The sequence below is a fragment of the Pseudomonas sp. NBRC 111119 genome (assembly GCF_001320125.1).
GTDB lineage: Bacteria > Pseudomonadota > Gammaproteobacteria > Pseudomonadales > Pseudomonadaceae > Aquipseudomonas > Aquipseudomonas parafulva.
Genome location: NZ_BCAV01000019.1, coordinates 88,203 through 108,662, shown reverse-complemented (window position 1 = coordinate 108,662; position 20,460 = coordinate 88,203). Strand labels below are relative to the sequence as shown.

At 64.0% G+C, this 20,460-nt stretch carries 15 protein-coding genes; 11 read left to right on the top strand and 4 right to left on the bottom strand.

Annotation, left to right across the window (positions count from 1 at the left end):
* Positions 1–43: 43 nt before the first annotated feature.
* The 4 genes from APH25_RS07960 to APH25_RS07945 all read left to right on the top strand — a co-directional run bounded on the left by APH25_RS07960 (position 44) and on the right by APH25_RS07945 (position 7,445).
* The gene (locus APH25_RS07960; protein WP_034032848.1) at positions 44–2,599 is read left to right on the top strand and encodes a heavy metal translocating P-type ATPase; all 2,556 of its coding nucleotides are present in this window, start codon (positions 44–46) and stop codon (positions 2,597–2,599) included.
* An 81-nt stretch (positions 2,600–2,680) separates the two neighbouring features.
* Entirely contained in the window at positions 2,681–3,643 is a 963-nt protein-coding gene (locus tag APH25_RS07955) for a zinc-binding dehydrogenase (RefSeq protein ID WP_034032850.1), read from the top strand.
* A 51-nt stretch (positions 3,644–3,694) separates the two neighbouring features.
* Positions 3,695–6,142, top strand: coding sequence for a heavy metal translocating P-type ATPase (locus APH25_RS07950; RefSeq protein ID WP_079388757.1), 2,448 nt, complete (start codon positions 3,695–3,697; stop codon positions 6,140–6,142).
* 256 nt (positions 6,143–6,398) lie between these two features.
* Positions 6,399–7,445 (top strand): zinc-dependent alcohol dehydrogenase family protein, encoded by a 1,047-nt coding sequence (locus APH25_RS07945; protein WP_034032855.1) that lies wholly within the window; start codon positions 6,399–6,401, stop codon positions 7,443–7,445.
* A 209-nt stretch (positions 7,446–7,654) separates the two neighbouring features.
* On the opposite strand, the gene APH25_RS07940 is transcribed toward APH25_RS07945, so the two are convergent.
* The 3 genes from APH25_RS07940 to APH25_RS07935 form a co-directional block, all read right to left on the bottom strand.
* Positions 7,655–8,158, bottom strand: a complete 504-nt coding sequence (locus APH25_RS07940) for a hypothetical protein (RefSeq protein ID WP_034032857.1) — start codon at positions 8,156–8,158, stop codon at positions 7,655–7,657.
* Positions 8,121–8,267, bottom strand: a complete 147-nt coding sequence (locus tag APH25_RS25455) for a hypothetical protein (RefSeq protein ID WP_153575514.1) — start codon at positions 8,265–8,267, stop codon at positions 8,121–8,123. Before APH25_RS25455 ends, APH25_RS07940 begins: the two co-directional genes overlap by 38 nt.
* A 205-nt stretch (positions 8,268–8,472) precedes the next feature.
* Positions 8,473–9,237, bottom strand: coding sequence for an SDR family NAD(P)-dependent oxidoreductase (locus APH25_RS07935; RefSeq protein WP_034032858.1), 765 nt, complete (start codon positions 9,235–9,237; stop codon positions 8,473–8,475).
* 181 nt (positions 9,238–9,418) lie between these two features.
* Here APH25_RS07935 and APH25_RS07930 point away from each other — a divergent pair, with 181 nt between their 5' ends.
* From APH25_RS07930 to APH25_RS07905, 6 genes are all read left to right on the top strand, one after another.
* Positions 9,419–10,834: an acetate/propionate family kinase gene (locus tag APH25_RS07930; RefSeq protein WP_256217497.1), complete on the top strand. Its 1,416-nt coding sequence runs from the start codon at positions 9,419–9,421 to the stop codon at positions 10,832–10,834.
* Positions 10,821–11,150 carry a universal stress protein gene (locus APH25_RS07925; RefSeq protein WP_371262499.1) on the top strand — a complete coding sequence of 110 codons (330 nt, stop codon included), beginning with the start codon at positions 10,821–10,823 and terminating at the stop codon, positions 11,148–11,150. Before APH25_RS07930 ends, APH25_RS07925 begins: the two co-directional genes overlap by 14 nt.
* Positions 11,151–11,440: 290 nt before the next feature.
* Positions 11,441–12,334: a ribose-phosphate pyrophosphokinase gene (locus tag APH25_RS07920; protein WP_034032859.1), complete on the top strand. Its 894-nt coding sequence runs from the start codon at positions 11,441–11,443 to the stop codon at positions 12,332–12,334.
* Positions 12,335–12,363: 29 nt separating this feature from the next.
* Positions 12,364–14,676 carry a xylulose 5-phosphate 3-epimerase gene (locus APH25_RS07915; RefSeq protein ID WP_034032861.1) on the top strand — a complete coding sequence of 771 codons (2,313 nt, stop codon included), beginning with the start codon at positions 12,364–12,366 and terminating at the stop codon, positions 14,674–14,676.
* Between the two features lie 73 nt (positions 14,677–14,749).
* Positions 14,750–16,108 (top strand): MBL fold metallo-hydrolase RNA specificity domain-containing protein, encoded by a 1,359-nt coding sequence (locus tag APH25_RS07910; RefSeq protein WP_034032863.1) that lies wholly within the window; start codon positions 14,750–14,752, stop codon positions 16,106–16,108.
* Positions 16,109–16,161: 53 nt separating this feature from the next.
* A complete protein-coding gene (locus tag APH25_RS07905) occupies positions 16,162–17,649 on the top strand; it encodes a thymidine phosphorylase family protein (RefSeq protein WP_034032864.1) in 1,488 nt (495 codons plus the stop codon).
* On the opposite strand, the gene mobH is transcribed toward APH25_RS07905, so the two are convergent.
* Positions 17,650–19,512, bottom strand: a complete 1,863-nt coding sequence (gene mobH / locus APH25_RS07900; RefSeq protein WP_060481550.1) for a MobH family relaxase — start codon at positions 19,510–19,512, stop codon at positions 17,650–17,652.
* 320 nt (positions 19,513–19,832) lie between these two features.
* On the opposite strand from mobH, the gene APH25_RS07895 reads away from it, so the two are divergent.
* Positions 19,833–20,459 (top strand): integrase, encoded by a 627-nt coding sequence (locus APH25_RS07895; RefSeq protein WP_034006504.1) that lies wholly within the window; start codon positions 19,833–19,835, stop codon positions 20,457–20,459.
* The last annotated feature ends 1 nt before the right edge of the window (position 20,460 follow it).

The window sequence follows — 20,460 nt, the reverse complement described above, 5'->3', positions numbered from 1 at the left end:
GCCAATGGGCCACCCCGGCGCGCATGACTGAAAAGGTACGGCAATGACGCAACGCTTGAGACTGGACATCCCGGTATTGCTGCCCGAGGTGTCGGACGCTGCCGATGCCTGCGTGGGCCGCCTGGTCGCCGAGCTCGAAGGCAGGAGCGGTGTCGAGCAGGTGCATGTGATCCCGCCCGCAGCAGGGGCGCCCGGCAGGCAAGAGGCGATGCTGTGCGTTCATTACGATTCCGCGATGTTCTCGCTCGCGCGCATCCGCGAAGTGGTCCAGGCTGCGGGCGCATCGGTCAGTGCGCGTTTCGGGCACGTGCTGTGGCAGGTGGATGGCCTCGTGCATTCGCGCCGCGCACGCACGATTGGCGACACGTTGCGGCGCGTCCCAGGGGTTCTGGAGGCACAGGCCGATGCCACTGGACTCGTGCGGGTCGAGTTCGACCGCAGGGTGGTGACGGAGCAGTCGCTGTTCGAGGCGCTGTCAGGACTCGGATTGCGCGCGAAGGCGCGCGTCCAGGAGAAACCCGCGGCCGAACAGAATGCCGGAGGCGGTCACGACAGTCACGATAGCCGCGACCCTCGTCACGACCATCCCGGCGAGACTGGCCGTGGGCACGACCACGCGGGCCACGCTCATGGCGAAGGCGAACACGCGCACACCCATGGCGGGTTCTTGGGCCCCAACACCGAACTCGTGTTCTCGCTGCTGTGTGGTGCCTTACTGGCGCTGGGCTTCGGCATCGAGAAGCTGGCGGCCGGCGCGCCTGCATGGCTGCCCACGGCCCTGTATCTCGGGGCCTACGCGTTCGGTGGCTTCTACACGCTGCGCGAGGCGATCGGCAACCTGCGCCTGAAGAAGTTCGAGATCGACACGCTGATGCTGGTGGCCGCCGCGGGGGCGGCGACGCTTGGCGCCTTTGCCGAAGGCGCGTTGCTGCTGTTCCTGTTCAGCCTCGGCCACGCGCTGGAGCACTACGCCATGGGGCGCGCCCGGCAGGCCATCGAGGCGCTGGCCAAGCTTGCGCCACGCACCGCCACCGTGCGGCGAGGAAGCGAGACGCATGAGGTGCCGGTCGAGAAGCTCGCGGTCGGCGACGTGGTGATCGTGCGCCCGAACGAGCGGCTGCCCGCCGACGGCTTCCTGGTCAAGGGCACGACCAGCATCGACCAGGCCCCGGTCACTGGCGAGAGCATGCCGGTGGACAAACGCCCGGTCACAGATCCCGGCCTTGCGCGTGCGCGGCCGGGTTCCATCGACGCCGAGGCGCGCGCCTTTGCCGGCACGATCAACGGCGCGGGAGCGATCGAAGTGGAGGTGACGCGCCTGTCCACCGACAGCGCGCTGGCGAAGGTCGTGCAGATGGTCAGCGAGGCGCAGGCCCAGCAGTCGCCGACCCAGCGCTTCACCGACCGCTTCGAGCGCATCTTCGTGCCGCTCGTGCTGGCGTTGGCCGTCGCGCTGCTGTTCGCGCCTCTGGTGATCGATGAACCCTTCAGTGAGAGCTTCTACCGCGCGATGGCCGTGCTGGTGGCCGCCAGTCCCTGCGCGCTCGCCATCGCGACCCCGAGCGCAGTGCTTTCTGGGGTGGCGCGCGCCGCGCGTGGCGGAGTGCTGATCAAGGGCGGCGCACCGCTGGAAGCACTCGGCTCGCTCGATGCCATCGCTTTCGACAAGACCGGCACGCTGACCGAAGGCCGCCCCCGCATCACCGATATCGCGCTGGCTGACGGCGTGACCGAAGCGGCGCTGCTGCGGGTGGCCGTGGCGGTCGAACGCCTGAGCGATCACCCGCTGGCCGCCGCCATCGCGCGCGACGGACAGGAGAAGCTGCAGGGGCAGGCCATCGCGTCCGCGCACGACCTCAAGAGCCTGACCGGGCGCGGCGTGACGGCCACGCTGGACGGCGAGACAGTCTGGATCGGCAAGGCGGAGATGTTCGGCGTGGACGGTCTCGCGCCGCTCGGTGCCTGGGCATCGCAGGCGATCGCGAGCCTGCGCGAGCGCGGACGCACGACCATGGTCGTGCGCCAGGGGACGCGGGATCTGGGCGCCATCGGCCTGATGGACACGCCGCGTCCCGACGCGCGCGCCGCCCTGGAAAAGCTGCGCCGGCTCGGCATCGCCCGCATGATCATGATCTCCGGCGACAACCGCACCGTAGCCGAGGCCGTGGCCAAAGAGGTCGGGCTGGACGAGGCTTGGGGCGATCTGATGCCCGAGGACAAGGTCCAGGCGATCCGCAAGCTGCGCGCCCAGGCCAAGGTCGCCATGGTGGGCGATGGCGTGAACGATGCGCCGGCGATGGCCCATGCGACCGTCGGCATCGCCATGGGCGCGGCCGGCTCGGACGTCGCGCTGGAGACGGCCGACGTGGCGCTGATGGCCGACGACCTGCGCCAACTGCCCTTCGCGGTCGGGCTGAGCCGCCACACCCGGTCCATCATCCGCCAGAACGTCTTCATCAGCTTGGGCGTCGTCGCGCTGCTGGTCCCTGCCACCATCGGCGGCCTGGGCATCGGGCCGGCCGTCGCGCTGCACGAGGGATCGACCCTGATCGTCGTGTTCAACGCACTGCGCCTGCTGGCATGGCGCGAGCGCGATTGAAGGCCGGCCCACACCTTTCGACGCGGGTGCGGCGTCCCTGATATCTCTTCACTGTCCCCCAACCAAGCAAGGAGCCACCTCATGAAAGCTGCCTACTACACCGTCAACGGAGAACCCGAGGTCCTCACCTACGGCGATCTGCCCGACCCGAAGGCCAAGGAGGGTGAGGTCGTCGTCCGCGTCCAGGCCGTCAGCCTCGAAGGAGGCGACGTGCTCTCCCGTCGCAACATGGCCCCGCCCACCACGCCCTACGTCGTCGGCTACGCGGCCGCCGGTGTCATCGCGTCCATAGGCCCAGGCGTGATCGACCTTGATGTCGGCCAGCGTGTGGCCTGCTTCAACTGGAAAGGCTCGCACGCGGAGCTGTTCGCGGTGCCGCAGCACTTCGTGTTTCCGGTGCCCGATGCCTTGGAGATCGACGCGGCCGCGGTTGGCCTGATCGCCTTTGGCACGGCCCACGACGGGCTGTTCGAGTTCGGTGCCTTGCAAAAGGGCGAAACTGTGCTCGTGCAGGGTGCCGCCGGAGGCGTGGGGCTTGCCGCCGTACAGTTGGCGCATCGCGCCGGCGCGAAGGTCATCGCCACAGCGTCCACGCTGTCGCGCCTGGCGAAACTGCGGGACTTCGGAGCCACGCACGGCATCGACTACCGGGACGAAGACATCGCGCAGCGCGCACTGTCGCTGACTGACGGCAAAGGCGTGGACATGGTGATCGATCTGGCGGGTGGCAAGGCGCAGGCCTCGCTGCTCAAGACACTGCGCTATCGCGGGCGCTATATTCCCTTGGGGGGCGCCAGCGGCGAGCGGGTCGCTTTCGAGATCGCCGATCTCGCCCCGAACAGCCTGGCGATCATCACGGCCCTGTTCGGCAAGGAACTGCATACCCCGCGTGTCCACGCAATGATCCAGGCGATCTTCGCCGACATGGCCGGCGGCTCGCTGACGATGCCGATCGACAAGAAGTTTGCGCTTTCGCAGGCCGCGCACGCGCACCGGCACGCGGAGGAAGGCCACCCCTTCGGGCGCATCGTGCTCGTGCCTTGAATCAACGCCCGTCGGGGTTTCCGTGCGGATCGAGCAACAGGAGAGGATGTCATGAACGCTGAGCAACACGATCACAGCCACGCCCATGGCGACGGTTCACGGCTCGCCCAGCCCGGTGCGCAGGATGGTGCCATGGGCTCAAGCGTCAGGGACCCAGTCTGCGGCATGGTCGTGGATCCGCGCCGCGCGGCCCATCGCGTGGATCACCAGGGCTCGGCTTACTGGTTCTGCTCCAGCGGTTGCCAAGCCAAGTTCGAGGCCGATCCGCTGCGCTACGCATCTTCTGGCGCGGCCTCGTCGCCCGCGGACGCGGCCGGGCACGCGCCGCATTCCCACGGCGCAGTCCATCGGGGGGGCGCAAAGCCAGCCGCGCCGGCATCCTCGACGGGGATCTGGACCTGCCCCATGCATCCAGAGATCCGCCGCAACGAGCCGGGTAGTTGCCCGATCTGCGGAATGGCGCTGGAGCCGCTCGTGGCGAGCGCCGACTCCGGGCCCAGCCCGGAACTGGCGGACATGACGCGACGCTTCTGGGTCGGCCTCGCGCTGGCCTTGCCTGTCTTCCTGCTTGAAATGGGATCGCACGTGATTCCGGCGCTCCATCACCTGGTGCCGCCAGCGATCTCGACCTGGCTCCAGTTCGCCCTCGCCACGCCGGTGGTACTGTGGGCCGGCTGGCCGTTCTTCGAGCGCGCCTGGGCCTCGCTGCGCCACCGCAGTCTCAACATGTTCACGCTGATCGCATTGGGCACCGGCGTCGCCTGGGGCTACAGCGTGGTCGCGACTCTGGCACCAGGCCTGTTCCCGCAGGCCTTCCGCACCATGGACGGCACCGTGGCGGTGTATTTCGAGTCCGCTGCGGTGATTACCGTACTCGTGCTGCTCGGGCAGGTGCTGGAACTGCGCGCCCGCGAGCAGACCTCCGGGGCGATCAAGGCCTTGCTGGACCTCGCGCCGAAGATCGCGCGGCGCCTGCGCGAGGACGGGACCGAAGAGGACGTGCCGGTTGAGCAGGTAATGATCGGCGACAAGCTGCGCATCCGCCCTGGCGAGACCGTTCCGGTCGACGGCGTGATCGAGGACGGGCGCTCCTCGATCGACGAATCGATGATCTCGGGCGAATCGATGCCCGTCACCCGTGCCCAGGGCGACCCGGCGGTGGGCGGTACGCTGAACCAGACCGGGGCGCTCATCATCCGCGCGCAGAAGGTCGGCAAGGACACCATGCTCTCGCGCATCGTTCAGATGGTCGCCGATGCGCAGCGCTCTCGCGCACCCATCCAGCGCATGGCTGACAAGGTGTCGGGCTGGTTCGTGCCGGCCGTCGTCCTGGTCGCGATCCTCGCGTTCACGGGGTGGGCCATCTGGGGGCCGGAGCCGCGGTTGGCACACGGCCTGGTCGCCGCGGTGTCGGTGCTCATCATCGCCTGCCCGTGCGCGCTGGGCCTGGCGACGCCGATGTCGATCATGGTCGGCGTGGGCAAGGGAGCCGGTGTGGGCGTGCTGATCAAGAACGCCGAAGCGCTGGAGCGCATGGAAAAGGTCGACACGCTGGTCGTGGACAAGACGGGCACCCTGACCGAAGGCAGGCCGGCCGTCACAGGCATCGTGGCCACCGCCGGCTTCACGCAGGACGAGGTTCTTGGTCTTGCGGCCGGCGTCGAGCAGGCCTCGGAGCATCCGCTGGCCCTGGCCATTGTGGCGGCCGCCCAGCAACGCAACATCGCCCTGGCGCAGGTCTCGGGATTCGATTCCCCCCTGGGCAAAGGCGCGCTGGGCGTAGTCGAGGGCTGGCGCGTGGTGGTCGGCAATGCCGCATTCCTGGCCGAGCATGGCATCGAGACCGCGCCGCTCGGTGCCCAGGCTGACGAACTGCGTCGAGATGGCGCGACGGCGATCTATATCGGTGTCGATCAGCGCGCGGCCGGGATCTTTGCCATCGCCGATCCGGTGAAGGCCACGACGCCACAGGCGCTCAAGGCACTGCACGGCGAAGGGATCCGTATTGTCATGCTGACCGGTGACAATCGGACCACCGCCGAGGCCGTCGCGCGCCGGCTAGGCATCGACGAGGTCGAGGCGGATGTGCTGCCCGATCAGAAGGCCTCGATCGTCAACCGGTTCAAGTCGGAAGGCAGGGTCGTCGCGATGGCGGGCGACGGGGTCAACGATGCGCCGGCCCTCGCTGCGGCCGACGTCGGCATCGCCATGGGATCGGGCACGGACGTGGCGATAGAGAGCGCGGGCGTGACGCTGCTCAAGGGCGACCTGACCGGCATCGTCAAGGCCAGGCAGCTCTCGCAGGCGACGATGCGCAACATTCGGCAGAACCTCGTCTTCGCCTTCATCTACAACGCCGCCGGCGTGCCGATCGCGGCAGGCGTGCTTTATCCGGTGTTCGGATTGCTGCTGTCTCCGATCATTGCAGCGGCCGCCATGGCGTTGTCGTCGGTCAGTGTCATTGGCAATGCGCTGCGGCTGAGGGCGATGAAGATATGAGGCCGGCACAGTTTGCAGCAAGCCGAGTGGTGTTTCGTGCTGCGCATTAACGTCTAATTAATAACGCTGCATGCTATGATACAGGCTGTCATGGATAGGAATGGACGGCACCGACAATAGGCACCGGACATCAACGGCACCATTGCCTGGATTGGAAAGACTTCCGATCAGTGTTTTTTTAAAACGATGCCATTCTTGGCGCGCCGTTTCAGACGACCACAATGGTTTATGGTTTTTTCAGAAGGGGAATGCACACATGAAAGCTCTGGTTTATCACGGTGACCACAAGATCTCGCTTGAAGACAAGCCCAAGCCCACCCTTCAAAAGCCCACGGATGTAGTAGTACGGGTTTTGAAGACCACGATCTGCGGCACGGATCTCGGCATCTACAAAGGCAAGAATCCAGAGGTCGCCGACGGGCGCATCCTGGGCCATGAAGGGGTAGGCGTCATCGAGGAAGTGGGCGAGAGTGTCACGCAGTTCAAGAAAGGCGACAAGGTCCTGATTTCCTGCGTCACTTCTTGCGGCTCGTGCGACTACTGCAAGAAGCAGCTTTACTCCCATTGCCGCGACGGCGGGTGGATCCTGGGTTACATGATCGATGGCGTGCAGGCCGAATACGTCCGCATCCCGCATGCCGACAACAGCCTCTACAAGATCCCCCAGACAATTGACGACGAAATCGCCGTCCTGCTGAGCGACATCCTGCCCACCGGCCACGAAATCGGCGTCCAGTATGGGAATGTCCAGCCGGGCGATGCGGTGGCTATTGTCGGCGCGGGCCCCGTCGGCATGTCCGTACTGTTGACCGCCCAGTTCTACTCCCCCTCGACCATCATCGTGATCGACATGGACGAGAATCGCCTCCAGCTCGCCAAGGAGCTCGGGGCAACGCACACCATCAACTCCGGCACGGAGAACGTTGTCGAAGCCGTGCATAGGATTGCGGCAGAGGGAGTCGATGTTGCGATCGAGGCGGTGGGCATACCGGCGACTTGGGACATCTGCCAGGAGATCGTCAAGCCCGGCGCGCACATCGCCAACGTCGGCGTGCATGGCGTCAAGGTTGACTTCGAGATTCAGAAGCTCTGGATCAAGAACCTGACGATCACCACGGGACTGGTGAACACGAACACGACGCCCATGCTGATGAAGGTCGCCTCGACCGACAAGCTTCCGTTGAAGAAGATGATTACCCATCGCTTCGAGCTGGCCGAGATCGAGCACGCCTATCAGGTATTCCTCAATGGCGCCAAGGAGAAGGCGATGAAGATCATCCTCTCGAACGCAGGCGCTGCCTGATCTTTGACGCCCTGGACGCCGTCTCAGGCGTCTAGGGCGGGTTTGGCCAGGACGCCCCTCGCATGCATGCAATGCGAAAACGGCAACACAATCGGGGTGCGGTTCAAATCACATACTGAATCAATCTCTATTCTTGCATTCTGTTTCGAGCGCATCTCACGTGTTCTTGCCGATGCTAGTCGGTGCTTCAATTACCGCGGCGAAATCAATCACGGTGCCGTCGCGGTGGGTTGTGGACTCGAATCGCCTTTCTCCAAGGCTTGTGCGCCGAGAAGAAACAAGGCTCGGAACTCGACCGAGAAGTGTTGAGCGTGCTCTTCGAAGAAAACCTCTGGTGCCTCGGCGGGCCACCACACGCGCAGTATGCCCTCGCAATCATTCCCGGAGTCCCTGAACTGGTGAAGTATCCAGCCAAACACTGTGCCGTCGTCGAGTTCGACACGGGAGGGTGAGCGGATTTCGTACGAAGGATCGACGGCTGCCTGGACAAATGGCGGGAGATCGCCTGTCGGAATCACATGCACACGGGTAGGCTGGCCGCCCAGCGTTTCGTTCACGCCCGGATAAGGCGGAAGAGCGTAGTGCTCGGGGTGGGAGGGATAGGCCATTTCCCGGGCAACCTTCAGCTTGTCTCCCCCTTCGCCACCGGAGGCTGTCAGGCCGGCGGCCATCCATTCAAACAATCGTTTCGCCGGCATGCCTTTCACGGCCATGGCGACCTTGCACTGCCGGAAGCTTCCCTTTGAGCGTGCCACGATCTCCTTGTTGCGGCTTGTTGCGGCGGCCTGATGCCTCAATCTGATCGCGGATCAGGTCGAACATGGGCTGTCCATGCAGCAGGGTCTTGAGGTTGAGCAGGATTCGACGCGCCGCTTTCAATTCCCACTCGTCGAGTTGCCTTTCGTCGGCAGAACCACAGTCTGTGTTGAAGAAAAACTAAGGGGAGGTGGTTAGCGATTGAGGTTCGGTCATCGCGTTTCTCCTTCAGGTGTCGGCGGTCATTCCAACAGGGGTCGGTCTGCGTCAATCAGGCGATTATCCGGCCGGAATCGATGCAAAGCTGTGTTCCTGTCATATGACGCAATGCATCGCTCGCGGCAAAGGCTGCCAAGCGGCCGATTTCGGCCGGATCGACGAGTTCGCCCAGCGGCACGCTGGCAGCTGCGCGCTCAGCGTGCCCTGGAATTGCTCGAAGCGCGGGGGTGTCGGTGGGGCCAGGAATCAGAGCGTTGACCCGAATCCGGTGAGGGGCCAACTCGAGTGCCATGATGGACACGAGCGCGTGGACGGCAGCCTTCGGGGCGATGTAGGTGCAGGCGTCGGGCACGACGCGGACTGCGGTCGATGAACCCGTCGCCATGAGCACCCCACCTTCTCCCTGTCGGACCAGATAGCGTGCAGCCGCGGTCAGGGTCAGGAATGTCCCGGTCAGGTTGAGTTTCACGCCGGCATCCCACTCTGCAAGTGAGGTTTCGTGCGTCGGCCCGCTCGCCTGGGTTCCGCCAGCATTGGCGAACGCCGCATCCAGACGTCCCCATTGATGATCGACCGCGGCAATCATCGCATCGACCTGCGCCGGGTCCCGGATATCCGTCACCATACCCAAGGCTTGGCGGCCCAAAGCTTGTATTTCTGCGACCACGCCATTGATTCGTGTTGCGTCAAAGCCAGCAACGCAGACCGATGCGCCGGCTTGCGCACACGCCATCGCAATACATCGCCCTATGCCTGATTCGCCGCCAGTGACGCAAACCACCTTCCCGCCAAGCAGCCCTTCCTGCTCTATATGCATGCTCATCTCCACAGTGTCTGGAACGTTCGCTACAGGGGATCGATTGAAATCTTTGAAAACGAGTGTAAAATAAAATTGAATTTAATGTAGTGGCTTAGGTTTGGTTGGCCTGAGAGCACCGCGTTCCGCGCGGTACACAGGCAGCCCCCATTTCCGATCCCCCGACAAACACTGGATTGCGATGTCTGCCCCATCTACCGAGCGCCTTGTCCTTGTTCTGAACTGCGGCTCATCGAGCATCAAGTTTGCGGTGTTCGATGCTTCCCTTGACCCAATGCCCCGCCGACCGTTGTGGAATGGGAAGGTCCAAGGAATCGGTGGTGACGTCCCGGATTTTGGGGAGACCGGTGTTGCACCTTTCCGTGTGCAACTCGATACGGAGACCCCCCATCGAAGCGCGCTGCAATTGATCCGTGAGCGCGTGTCGGCACGTCTGAATGAACACAGCAGCCTCAGCGCTATTGCCCACCGGATCGTGCATGGCGGCAGCAAATACTCCGCTCCAATCCGTGTGGATGCGCAGGTCCTCGCCGATCTGAAGGGTTACGTCCCTCTTGCCCCGTTGCATCAGCCCTTTGCGCTTGAAGCCATCGAGGTCCTGCTGCAGGACCTGCCGCAAGTGCCCCAGATCGCCTGCTTCGACACGGGCTTTCATCACACGCTTCCCGAGGTAGAGCAGGTTCTGCCGCTTCCCTACGAAGCATGGCAGCGCGGTCTGCGACGCTACGGCTTCCATGGCTTGTCCTACGAGTACATGGCGACTGCGCTCGCGCAGCGTCACGGCCAGGCAGCCCAAGGCCGCACCATCGTCGCGCACCTGGGCAGCGGCGCGAGTCTGTGCGCCATGAAAGGTTTGCAGAGCGTCGCGACGACGATGGGTTTCTCCGCCCTGGATGGTCTGATGATGGGAACTCGCACCGGCTCGCTTGATCCAGGCGCGGTGCTCTATCTGATGGAGGTCGAGCGCCTGTCGCTAGGGCAGGTCGGCGACATCCTCTATCACCGCTCCGGCCTGCTCGGCGTTTCCGGTATTTCATCCGAGCCCCGGGTGCTTGCGAAGCATGAGTCGGATGCCGGCGAACCCGGCACCAGGGCTCGCCTCGCGTTGGAGCTGTACGTGCGACGCATCGTGCGTGAGATCGGGGCATTGACCGCCGTGCTAGGAGGCTTGGATCTCCTCGTCTTCACCGCAGGCGTCGGAGAACACAGCGCATTCGTGCGTGAACGCGTTTGTCGTGGCTTGGCCTTCCTCGGAGTTGCTCTGGACGAGCCAGCCAATCTCGTGGATGCACCTGTGATTTCCCAGTCCGACAGCCCTGTCCTGGTAGGTGTCGAGCCCACCAACGAAGAATGGATCATTGCCGGCCATGCACGGCAGGTGCTGCGCCTCACCCAAACCCCACGTCCTGACCCTTGGAAAAACGCCATGTACAAAAGACTCCTGGTGCCGCTCGATGGCAGTCCCACCGCGCATCTTGCGCTGGATCACGCTGCGGCTCTGGCTCGCCTCAGCGGAGCGACCGTCGTCCTGCTGCACGTTATTGAGGAGCTCAAGCACAGCAACGGTTTCGAGCGCCCCCAAGGTGTACCTGGATGAGGTGCGGCCGGGCTTCTTGGCGGCTGGCCAGGCGCTGTTGGATCAGGCCGCTGGCCGTCTGCGACAAGACGGTATTGCGGTGGAGACGCTTCTCAACGAGGCCAAGGGAGAGCGTGTCTCGGAGCTGATCGCCAAACAGGCCGAAACAGCGCGCTGCGATGTGGTCGTGCTCGGCACCCACGGGCGCCGGGGTATGGATCGCCTGCTGTTGGGCAGTGATGCCGAACAGGTGGCTCGCATCGCACCTGTTCCGGTGATGCTGGTGCGCCACCCTCACCCAGCGGCCACCGAAGTGCCGCTGGCCAAGTGCGACTGAGGAGCGAGGCAATATGTCATCGAACGCCGTGTCCGGCAGTACCAAAGGCGGGGCCGTCAGTGCCAGGTTGGCGCTGACGACAGGCGATCTCGCCCACGGAAGGCGATAGGGAAGAAGGCCCACGGTCGGTTCGTCATTGAAAAAAACGCGTTCGTCGATTTCCGCCAAGCGAGGCTGGCAAATGAATATGTGCGACTCCTCCCACGGATCGCGCAGATGTCAGTTCATATTCGCCGACGTGCGGGCTATAGGTAAATGTTCTAGGCCGGATTTGAAGGAGCTAGAAAGACATGCAGCGTTTGATCCTGCCCCTTCCGGGCAACGAGGTTTTCGCCAGCGAGCTGGCACGACAGAGTCGTGGTGAACTTGGAACGGTGGAAACTCGCCGATTTCCCGATGGCGAGACCTACGTACGCCTGCACGGGATGCCTAACGGGCGTCCCGTCGATCTGATCTGCACGTTGGCACGGCCAGACGCACAGTTCCTGGCGCTAACCTTCGCTGCAGATGCTGCAAGGGACCTTGGGGCAAGCGAAGTCAACCTGGTGGCCCCCTACCTGGCCTACATGCGGCAGGACGCGCGATTCCACCCAGGTGAATGCATCAGTTCAAGATCGTTTGCCCGGTTGATATCCGCGACCTTCGACCGCCTGGTGACCGTCGACCCTCACCTGCACCGACATGCGGCACTGACTTCGCTGTACACCATACCGGCCACAACGCTGCATGCCGCACCGCTGTTGTCCAGTTGGATCGCAGCCAATGTCGATCTGCCTCTGATCATCGGACCAGACGAAGAAAGCGAGCAGTGGGCAGGTGATATCGCAAGGCGCATTGGCGTGCCTTATGCCGTTTTGAACAAGACGCGCCTAGGCGACCGCAGTGTCGAGATCGAGGTCCCAGATTTGTCTGCGTGGCGCGATCGCACGCCGGTACTGGTGGACGACATCGCATCGTCTGGACGGACCTTGGCGGTGGCAGCGCGTAAGCTTGTCGAACAGGGGCTCCGAAAACCCGAATGCGTCGTGGTGCATGCGCTGTTCGCTGACGAAGCCTGGGTGGAATTGATCCCCCTATTCTCGCGTATCACATCCACCGACGCCGTCCCGCACCCCAGCAACAGGATTGCCCTGTCAGCCCTGGTCTGCGGCGCGCTGGACGCATCGCTTACTGCTGGCGCTTAAGCCCTCACTTTCTTGGAAAGGATATCGCCATGAACGACAAGACTTCGGCACGGTCTCAATGGCTGGCCGGACACGGGCCAATCAAGCGACGGCACGACACCATTGAGCATATCGACGCGGCCGTCGCCGATCTGCTGGAAGCGGGGTCCATCGCATCCGTGGAGGATGCTTACGTATTGCTCGCCGCGAGCGACCGCCTGACGTGTGCGGCGATGAACGTCGTTGCGCACATGACCTACGCCAATCGTATCGACTTATCCGGCGCCCCGCTGATGGAGCATGATTTCAAGGCGGTGCCGGAAGGACATACCGGCGGATCGCTCAACATGGTGCCGGCCTTCGTGGGATATCTGCTTGCCAATGCGTTGGCTGGCTCGACCCGCGGATGGCTGATGGGGCAGGGACACTGCGTCGCGGCCATCGAGGCGATTAACACGCTGACCGGGGACGTGTCCCCAAGCCAGAAGGGACGGTACGATCGTAGCGAAGCTGGGCTGTCCCGTCTGTGTGCGGACTTCTATTCCTACGCCGTCGATGCGCGTGGCGAACCGGCGGTGCCGTTGGGCAGCCATGCGAGCCCCCATACCGCAGGGGCAGTCTCCGAAGGCGGATACCTGGGCTTCGCCGCACTGCAATACGTGCATATGCCCTTGCCGGGAGAGAGCTTGGTGGCCTTCCTGAGCGACGGCGCGTTCGAAGAGCAGCGCGGCTCGGATTGGGCACCGCGCTGGTGGCGAGCCGAGGACTGCGGTTTCGCGATTCCGGTGATGATCCTCAACGGACGCCGGATCGAGCAGCGCACGCAGATCGTCCAAGAAGGCGGTGCCGCTTGGCTGGCAGAGGATGTGCGCCATAACGGCTTCGAGCCGCTGATCGTCGATGGCCGTGACCCTGCCGCAATCGCCTGGGCGATCCTGGCGGCGGAGCAGGCGCTGAAAAGGTTCGCCGCCGCGCCGGAACGACGTTATCCCGCCCGGTTGCCATATGTCATCGCCGAGACCGAGAAAGGGTTCGGCTTCGCCGGCGCCGGTACCAACGCCGCACACAATCTTCCACTGGTCGGCAATCCTCACCGGGATGCCGGCGCCCGGGAAGCGTTCAATGCCAGCGCCTCTGCGCTCCATGTGGCGTCTGGGGACCTCGATCACGCGCTTGCGGTGCTCGATACCCATCGCAGCCAGGGCCGCGGTCGGGAGAGCCAGCATTCCATGGCTCATCGTCACCCGCAGGCGCTGCACCTGCCAGAACCGGCGTGGGCACCGGCCGGCACCCAAGGCAGCGCCATGGCGATGCTGGATCGGTGGTTCGTTGAGCTGGTTCGGGCCAACCCTGGATTGCGGGTCCGGCTCGGTAATCCCGACGAGTTGGCCAGTAACAAGATGGGCGGCACCCTCGCGCTGCTCAAGCATCGGGTCAACGTGCCGGAACCGGGCATGGCCGAGGACCTTCATGGCGCGGTGATCACCGCGCTCAATGAAGAGGCAGTCGCCGCAGCGGCGCTTGGCAACAAGGGGGGGCTCAACCTGATCGTCAGCTACGAGGCGTTCGCAATGAAGATGCTCGGCCTGCTGCGCCAGGAGATCATTTTCGCGCGCCATCAGAAGGCGCTCGGCCAAGTCCCCGGCTGGCTATCTGTTCCGCTGATCGTCACCTCGCACACCTGGGAGAACTCGAAGAACGAGCAGTCTCACCAGGACCCGACGATAGGCGAAGCCTTGCTGGGCGAGATGTCAGACACCGCACGCGTACTGTTTCCGGTAGACAGCAACACCGCTGTGGCCGCGCTGCGAGACGTGTACGCCGGCCGCGGACAGCTCGCCTGCATGGTGGTGTCCAAGCGGGATGCTCCCGAGCGTCTCGATGCCAACGCGGCTCAACGGCTGGTCGAGCGCGGCGCAGCGCACATCGCAGGGACGCCTGGCGTTGCCGGCGTGCAGTTCGTCGCCATCGGAGCGTATCAACTGGAGGAGGCGCTGAAAGCCCACGCTTTCCTGGAGCGGCATGGGCTGGCTTCCTGCGTCACCGCGGTGATCGAGCCCGGGCGGTTACGCATTCCACGCGATGAGATCGAGCGCGCTTTCGTGCTCGGCGATGACGAATTACAGGCGTTCTTTCCCGACGACCTGCCGCGGGTGGTGCTCAGCCACACACGTCCCGAACCGATGTTGGGGATCCTTCGACGCCTCGATGGCGGCCAAGCAAGGACGCGTGCGCTGGGTTACATCAGTCGCGGAGGCACGCTCGACGTGGCTGGAATGCTCCTCGCCAATCGCTGCACTTGGATACACGCCGTGCAGGCAGCCGCGCAAGTGACCGGCTGGAAGACGCCTGCACCGGGCTGACGATCCACGACTGGGCGCCGACACAAGCGGCCAACTGCATTGACCAAGAATCTTTAGGACAAGGAAAAGAAGAATGCTCTCATTGACCAGCCTCGGCGGAGCCGGCACCGTCACGGGCTCCAAGCACCTGCTGACCTGCGACGACACCCGCATTCTGATCGATTGCGGCTTGTTTCAGGGCCTGAAGAACTTGCGCGAGCTCAATTGGCAGCAACTGGCTGTCAATCCAGAAGACGTGGACGCAGCCGTTCTCACCCACGGCCATCTGGACCACTGCGGTTATCTGCCGAGATTCGTGCTCAATGGTTTCTCCGGGCCGATATACGCCACTCCCGCCACGCGCGATGTGGCTGCGTTGATCCTGCGTGACAGTGCCTTCTTGCAGGAAAAGGATGCCGAGTTCGCCAATCGCAAAGGTTTCAGCAAGCACAAGCCTGCCCTGCCTCTGTACCGGGTCGCCGACGCCGAGCGCGCGATCGGCATGTTCGCCACAGCACCGCTTCATAGGGAGGTTGCGCTGCCCGGCGGAGGCACGTTGTTGCTCCGACGGGCAGGACACATCCTTGGTGCCGCCACGGCACAGATCGACATCGGCGGCCGGCGCATCGTGTTTTCCGGTGATCTCGGACGCTATGACGACCTGGTGATGCATGCGCCCGAAAGCGTGCCCGAGGCTGACTATGTGGTGATCGAATCAACCTACGGCGACCGTCGCCACGAGCACAGCGATCCGGTCGAAGCTCTGGGGGCGGTGATCGAGCGCACCGTGAAGCGAGGCGGTACGGTGGTGGTTCCGGCATTCGCGGTCGGCCGTGCCCAGTCGCTCATCTACGATCTGTGGCTGCTGCGCCGCGCTGGTCGTTTGAACAATGTTCCGATTTTTCTGGACAGTCCTATGGCGACCAGTGCTACGGAACTGATGCATGCCTACCCGGACGACCATCGGCTTTCAGTACAAGATTACACGGCGGCATGCGAAGCGATCACTTGCGTGCGCGATGTAGAAGAGTCTAAAGCGTTGTCCGCCAACCGTTATCCCAAGGTGATCATTTCTGCCAGCGGCATGGCCACCGGCGGACGCGTCTTGCATCACATCGCTGCTTTCGGCCCCCATCACCTTAATACGCTACTGTTCTCTGGGTTTCAGGCTGCGGGCACGCGCGGACGCAAGCTGCTCGAAGGTGCAAAAGAGACGAAGATCCATGGCCAGTGGGTGCCAGTGAAAGCCGAGGTCGCCGAGCTCCCCGGGCTGTCCGCGCATGCCGACAGCGACGAGTTGATGCGTTGGCTGGCCGGTTTCCAGCGTCCACCCAAGAATGTTTTTATCGTTCACGGCGAGCCAAGTGCATCCGAGGCGCTGCGCGAGCGGGTGCAACGTGACCTGGGCTGGCAGGCCACGGTTCCACGGCAGGGTCAGGAGTTCAAGCTGTGAGCGCTGTCGTAGGAACGCCAGGCGCTGCTGCTGCAGTACCCGTTGCACCAGCCATGGTAGCGGTGCGGATGCGCCTGCATGCGCAGCACCAAGCTGTCGCTGTCATGCGCAGGGATTCCTATGTCTGCCTCGCTGAAGGACTCGCGTCGCGATCGCAGGTGCTGGTCAGGGCGGGGGAGCGCGAGCTGCTCGCCCAGCTGTACCAGATCGAGGACGATGAGCGCCTGGCGCCCGAGCAGGTGGCCTTGTCCGAAGACGCCTGGGACGCCTTGGGGTTGCATGCAGGCGATACCGTCGAGGTGCGCCATCCGCCGTTACTGGACTCGCTGGCCGGCGTGCGCAAGCGGATCTACGGTCAGCGCCTGAACATGCAGGACATGACCGCCATCGTCGGCGACGTCGTGAAGGGGCGCTACACGGATGTGCATCTGGCTGCGTTCCTGACCGCCACTTCCACCCTGCCGCTGGACGAACAAGAGACCGTCGATCTGACCCGCGCGATGGTTCAGGTGGGTGAGCGCTTGAAATGGGGGGCCCAGATGGTCGTCGACAAGCACTGCGTCGGCGGATTGCCGGGCAACCGCACCACACCCATCGTCGTGGCGATTGTGACGGCGAACGGCCTGCTAATGCCCAAGACCTCGTCACGCGCCATCACATCGCCTGCCGGCACCGCCGATACCATGGAAACTTTAGCACCTGTCGACCTCAGCCTAGACAAGCTGCGCGATGTGGTCAAGCGCGAAGGCGGCTGCCTGGCGTGGGGTGGTTCCATGCACTTGTCCCCAGCCGACGACATTTTTGTACGCGTTGAGCGTGAATTAGACATCGATACGGAGGGACAACTGATCGCCTCGGTGTTGTCCAAGAAGATCGCGGCCGGCGCGACGCATGTCGTCATCGATATTCCTGTCGGACCTACCGCCAAGGTACGTAGCCAGGAGGCCGCTCAACTGCTGGGCTCGAAGTTGACCGCCACTGCCACATACTTCGGTCTCGCCGTGCATTGCCTGTATACGGACGGCACTCAGCCCGTCGGCCGCGGCATCGGCCCGGCGCTGGAAGCCCGGGATGTGCTGGCCGTATTGCGCAATGACGAGGGGGCGCCGGCCGATCTTCGCCAACGAGCCGCTGTGGTTGCCGGCGCAGTGTTGGAGATGGGGGGCGCTGCGCCAGCAGGAGGAGGCATGGCGTTGGCCTTGCGCACTCTAGACGAGGGGCTCGCGTGGGAGAAGTTTCAGCGCATCTGCGATGCTCAAGGCGGAATGCGAGAACCGCCACGCGCCCCTTGCGTGCTGCCCTTGGTCGCTGCCAGCGCCGGCAAGGTGGTGGGGATCGACAATCGCAAACTGTCCCGGCTGGCGAAGTTGGCCGGCGCTCCGGACAACCCGGCAGCTGGCGTGGATCTGAGGGTGCAGGTTGGCGATCGGGTTGTGCCGGGGGCGCCGTTGCTGTTTCTGCATGCGCAAACGCCAAGCACCTTGGACTATGCCCTGATCTATGCACGCGGGGCCGGAGACATTATCGAAATCGCGACTTAGTCACGGCGCCGGAGAGACGCCCCCGGTTTTCAGATAAGGATTGTTGGGGGGCGGGTCTTGGAATAGTTGCAGCGGGCTCTGCAGGAGATAGCCGTGTAACTGACGCGCCTTGCGTGGGCCGGTGACTTCGCAGGTCCAGATGTTCAGGCCGTTGGGCTGTTTACGGTGCAGTTGCAGTCGTTCGAAGCGTTTCTGTACCCACTGCCAGTCCTGCTGATTCTCTCGCCTGGCCAGTGCTTCCACCTGCGGGTGCTCTTGTGCATACCGCTGGAAGACGCCTGGGCTTACCAGGTACGCCGTATCGCTCACGGTGTGTACGAGCGCTTTCGCGTCGTTGATTATTAGCCGCCGCGAGGCTATGCCCTGTTGCAGCCATGCCATGAAATGCTCGCCGGAGGGCTGCGCGACCGGGGACATGGGCAACGGTGATGAAGGCGTAGCGGTGACCGAGATTAGTGAGGGCGCTCCCGGGGGCGTTGCATCCACCTCGCCCGCGGCGGCTTCCGCCTCCCGCGCCATGCCGGACGAATCCCGTAGACCCACCATCGCCAGCATGTCCTCCATGACATCGGCCTTGGTTTGGGGCCTGGGCGAAGGAGCCGAAGCGGTGCTACCAGCTTCTTCCCATGGCAGCGCCTCTTGGCTCGCTGCGGCGGGCTGCACATCATCTGGGGGAAGTGGGAGTGGCCCATCGGCCTCGTTGTCCGTGGAGCCCGTATCAATCGCCACCGTCCCGGCGAACGGCGCGGGCCGCTCGCCAGGCTCCCAAATCAGTGCAGGCGCCACCCGCAACAGGGTGAACGAGTGGGACCAGCCGGTGGAACTGGTCACGGTCGCGCGCCAGATCGCCTTGCCGTCTGGCGTCGGCTGCAACATGCCGTGGTCCTGGAGCACGTTGAACACCGCAGTGTTGTTCGCAGGGATGCCATCAACGCCCTGGGACAGCAAGTGCGCTCGGAGCTTGTCCGAGACCGTCTTGCTCACCAGCCATAGCGAGTCCTCGGTGAGCCAGCCATCGGAGGCTTCAGGCTGGTTCAGTTTCAGCTCTTCCTTGAGCAGGTAGCGAAGCCCGTTCACCAGCTTGCGTTGGAGCGAGTGCTTGGGTGCGGCCATGGCGCGCGCGGGATCGCCGCCCAGCTCCTGGGCGACGGAGGCGCGGTCTGCCTGCACGACGAGTTCCCCCAGTACACCGGCATGTTCGTACTGACCGGCCAGCACATAGAGCAGCGGTGCCCAGAGAGCCGGATAGTCGCTGAGCCAGTCCAGGACGTGGCGGTCGAGCAGTTGGCGATAGAGCAAGCCTGTTGCGGCGCTGTGCAGGCGGTATTCGCGGTCGTCACGGTAGCGAAATCGGTACGCCTGGTGCAGCGGGCCATGCCACGGATGCCAAGTACTGCCGTCGGCCAGTTCGACGTGTAGATCGACGGCGATCTTGCCAATATCGTGGAGCAGCGCAGCATAGGCAACGGCGGCGGTCCAGGCTTCGGACTGCGCCGCCTGGTCTTCGGGACTGGCACCGATGGGCAGCAGATGGGACTGCCGCAGTTTCAGGCTGTAGGCGACGATCTCCAGGCCGTGGTCGAGCATGCCGCCCGAGTAGGCATGGTGATGCGCCTCGGAGGCCGGGAAGGCCTGGACCAGTTCGGCATAGCGTTCCAGGGGCGTGCGATACAGGGTGGCGAATTGCCTGCGCGAGAGCGAGGTACGCTGCCAGATGTGCTCCAGCAGCTTCTGCCGGCGTGGGGTGGCCAGCAGCGATGCGGCCGACTCAGGACGCAGTAGCCCTTTCGGGATGGCGGTGACGGGTGGTGGCGTCGGTGCGGCAGCGACCGGGGGCCGTTTTCGCTGGAACAGGGAGAGCATGTGAGGTGTCCTAATGACGGGCCGACTGGGAGGCCTTTTGGCCTTTTCGAGGTAGGGCCTTTCCCCTTGCACCCCATTCCCTTGCCATTTCGGCCCTTTGGCCTTTAACCGTTTCGGTATAGCGAGGCCTGGGTTGCGGCTCCAGCGTCAATGTGGAACCCGCTCGAATGCATTGGACGGCGACCCGGCGCTGGCCTCTGCCTATGCTGTGGGAACGCTGCTTCCGCCAGGTAGGTTGCTCTCACTCAGGCGACTAAGTTGACAAATGCGACAAAGGCGACTAGAGTGAATCCTGTCCCAAACCTACTCGGGAGATGACCATGCCCACTGCCATTGAATTCATTGCCGACCGTCTGCCGCGCGTCACGGTGGAAGATGTACGCCGCTTCGCGGATACCGTCGAAATCCGGGATGCCACGGCTTTCGCGGCCGAGTTGCAGGCGTTCGTCCACGAGCGTGTGGAAGCGGTGACACTGCCCGCCAACTTGGAGGGGGAGACCGTTGGGCAGGCCCTTGCACGCAAGGCGGCCGCGCTGCGCGCTGACACGCGCTGGACACCGAATGAAACCGACGTCCAGCGAGGCCGCGCCGTGCTGCTGGAAACCTTCAACCAGCCGCACAACCTGCCGCCCGCGGAGTTCGCCAAGCTGGCGGACAAGTCGCGCCAGCAGATCTACAAGGACATCCTCGCGCGTCGTCTGCTGGCGCTGAACGTGGGGCCGCGCGGTCAGAAGCTGCCCGACTGGCAGCTCGACCCGGTGAAACAGCAGTTGACCCAAACCGTGCTTCAGGAGGTCGAGGGTATCGATCACTGGACGATCTACCGCGCATTGTCCGAACCGCTCGAAGGCTTGGGCGGTCGCTCGCCGGTGGATGCGGTGACGCATGGCACGATCGACGACGTGGCCGAGGCCGTGTTCAACGTGCTGGGCGTTCAGGTGCATTGAA

Bases quoted from the DNA above. Each gene is read 5' to 3' on its own strand.
- APH25_RS07960 (WP_034032848.1), top strand. From the start codon at position 44: ATGACGCAACGCTTGAGACTGGACATCCCGGTATTGCTGCCCGAGGTG.
- APH25_RS07955 (WP_034032850.1), top strand. From the start codon at position 2,681: ATGAAAGCTGCCTACTACACCGTCAACGGAGAACCCGAGGTCCTCACC.
- APH25_RS07950 (WP_079388757.1), top strand. From the start codon at position 3,695: ATGAACGCTGAGCAACACGATCACAGCCACGCCCATGGCGACGGTTCA.
- APH25_RS07945 (WP_034032855.1), top strand. From the start codon at position 6,399: ATGAAAGCTCTGGTTTATCACGGTGACCACAAGATCTCGCTTGAAGAC.
- APH25_RS07940 (WP_034032857.1), bottom strand. From the start codon at position 8,158: ATGGCCGTGAAAGGCATGCCGGCGAAACGATTGTTTGAATGGATGGCC.
- APH25_RS25455 (WP_153575514.1), bottom strand. From the start codon at position 8,267: ATGTTCGACCTGATCCGCGATCAGATTGAGGCATCAGGCCGCCGCAAC.
- APH25_RS07935 (WP_034032858.1), bottom strand. From the start codon at position 9,237: ATGCATATAGAGCAGGAAGGGCTGCTTGGCGGGAAGGTGGTTTGCGTC.
- APH25_RS07930 (WP_256217497.1), top strand. From the start codon at position 9,419: ATGTCTGCCCCATCTACCGAGCGCCTTGTCCTTGTTCTGAACTGCGGC.
- APH25_RS07920 (WP_034032859.1), top strand. From the start codon at position 11,441: ATGCAGCGTTTGATCCTGCCCCTTCCGGGCAACGAGGTTTTCGCCAGC.
- APH25_RS07915 (WP_034032861.1), top strand. From the start codon at position 12,364: ATGAACGACAAGACTTCGGCACGGTCTCAATGGCTGGCCGGACACGGG.
- APH25_RS07910 (WP_034032863.1), top strand. From the start codon at position 14,750: ATGCTCTCATTGACCAGCCTCGGCGGAGCCGGCACCGTCACGGGCTCC.
- APH25_RS07905 (WP_034032864.1), top strand. From the start codon at position 16,162: ATGGTAGCGGTGCGGATGCGCCTGCATGCGCAGCACCAAGCTGTCGCT.
- mobH (WP_060481550.1), bottom strand. From the start codon at position 19,512: ATGCTCTCCCTGTTCCAGCGAAAACGGCCCCCGGTCGCTGCCGCACCG.
- APH25_RS07895 (WP_034006504.1), top strand. From the start codon at position 19,833: ATGCCCACTGCCATTGAATTCATTGCCGACCGTCTGCCGCGCGTCACG.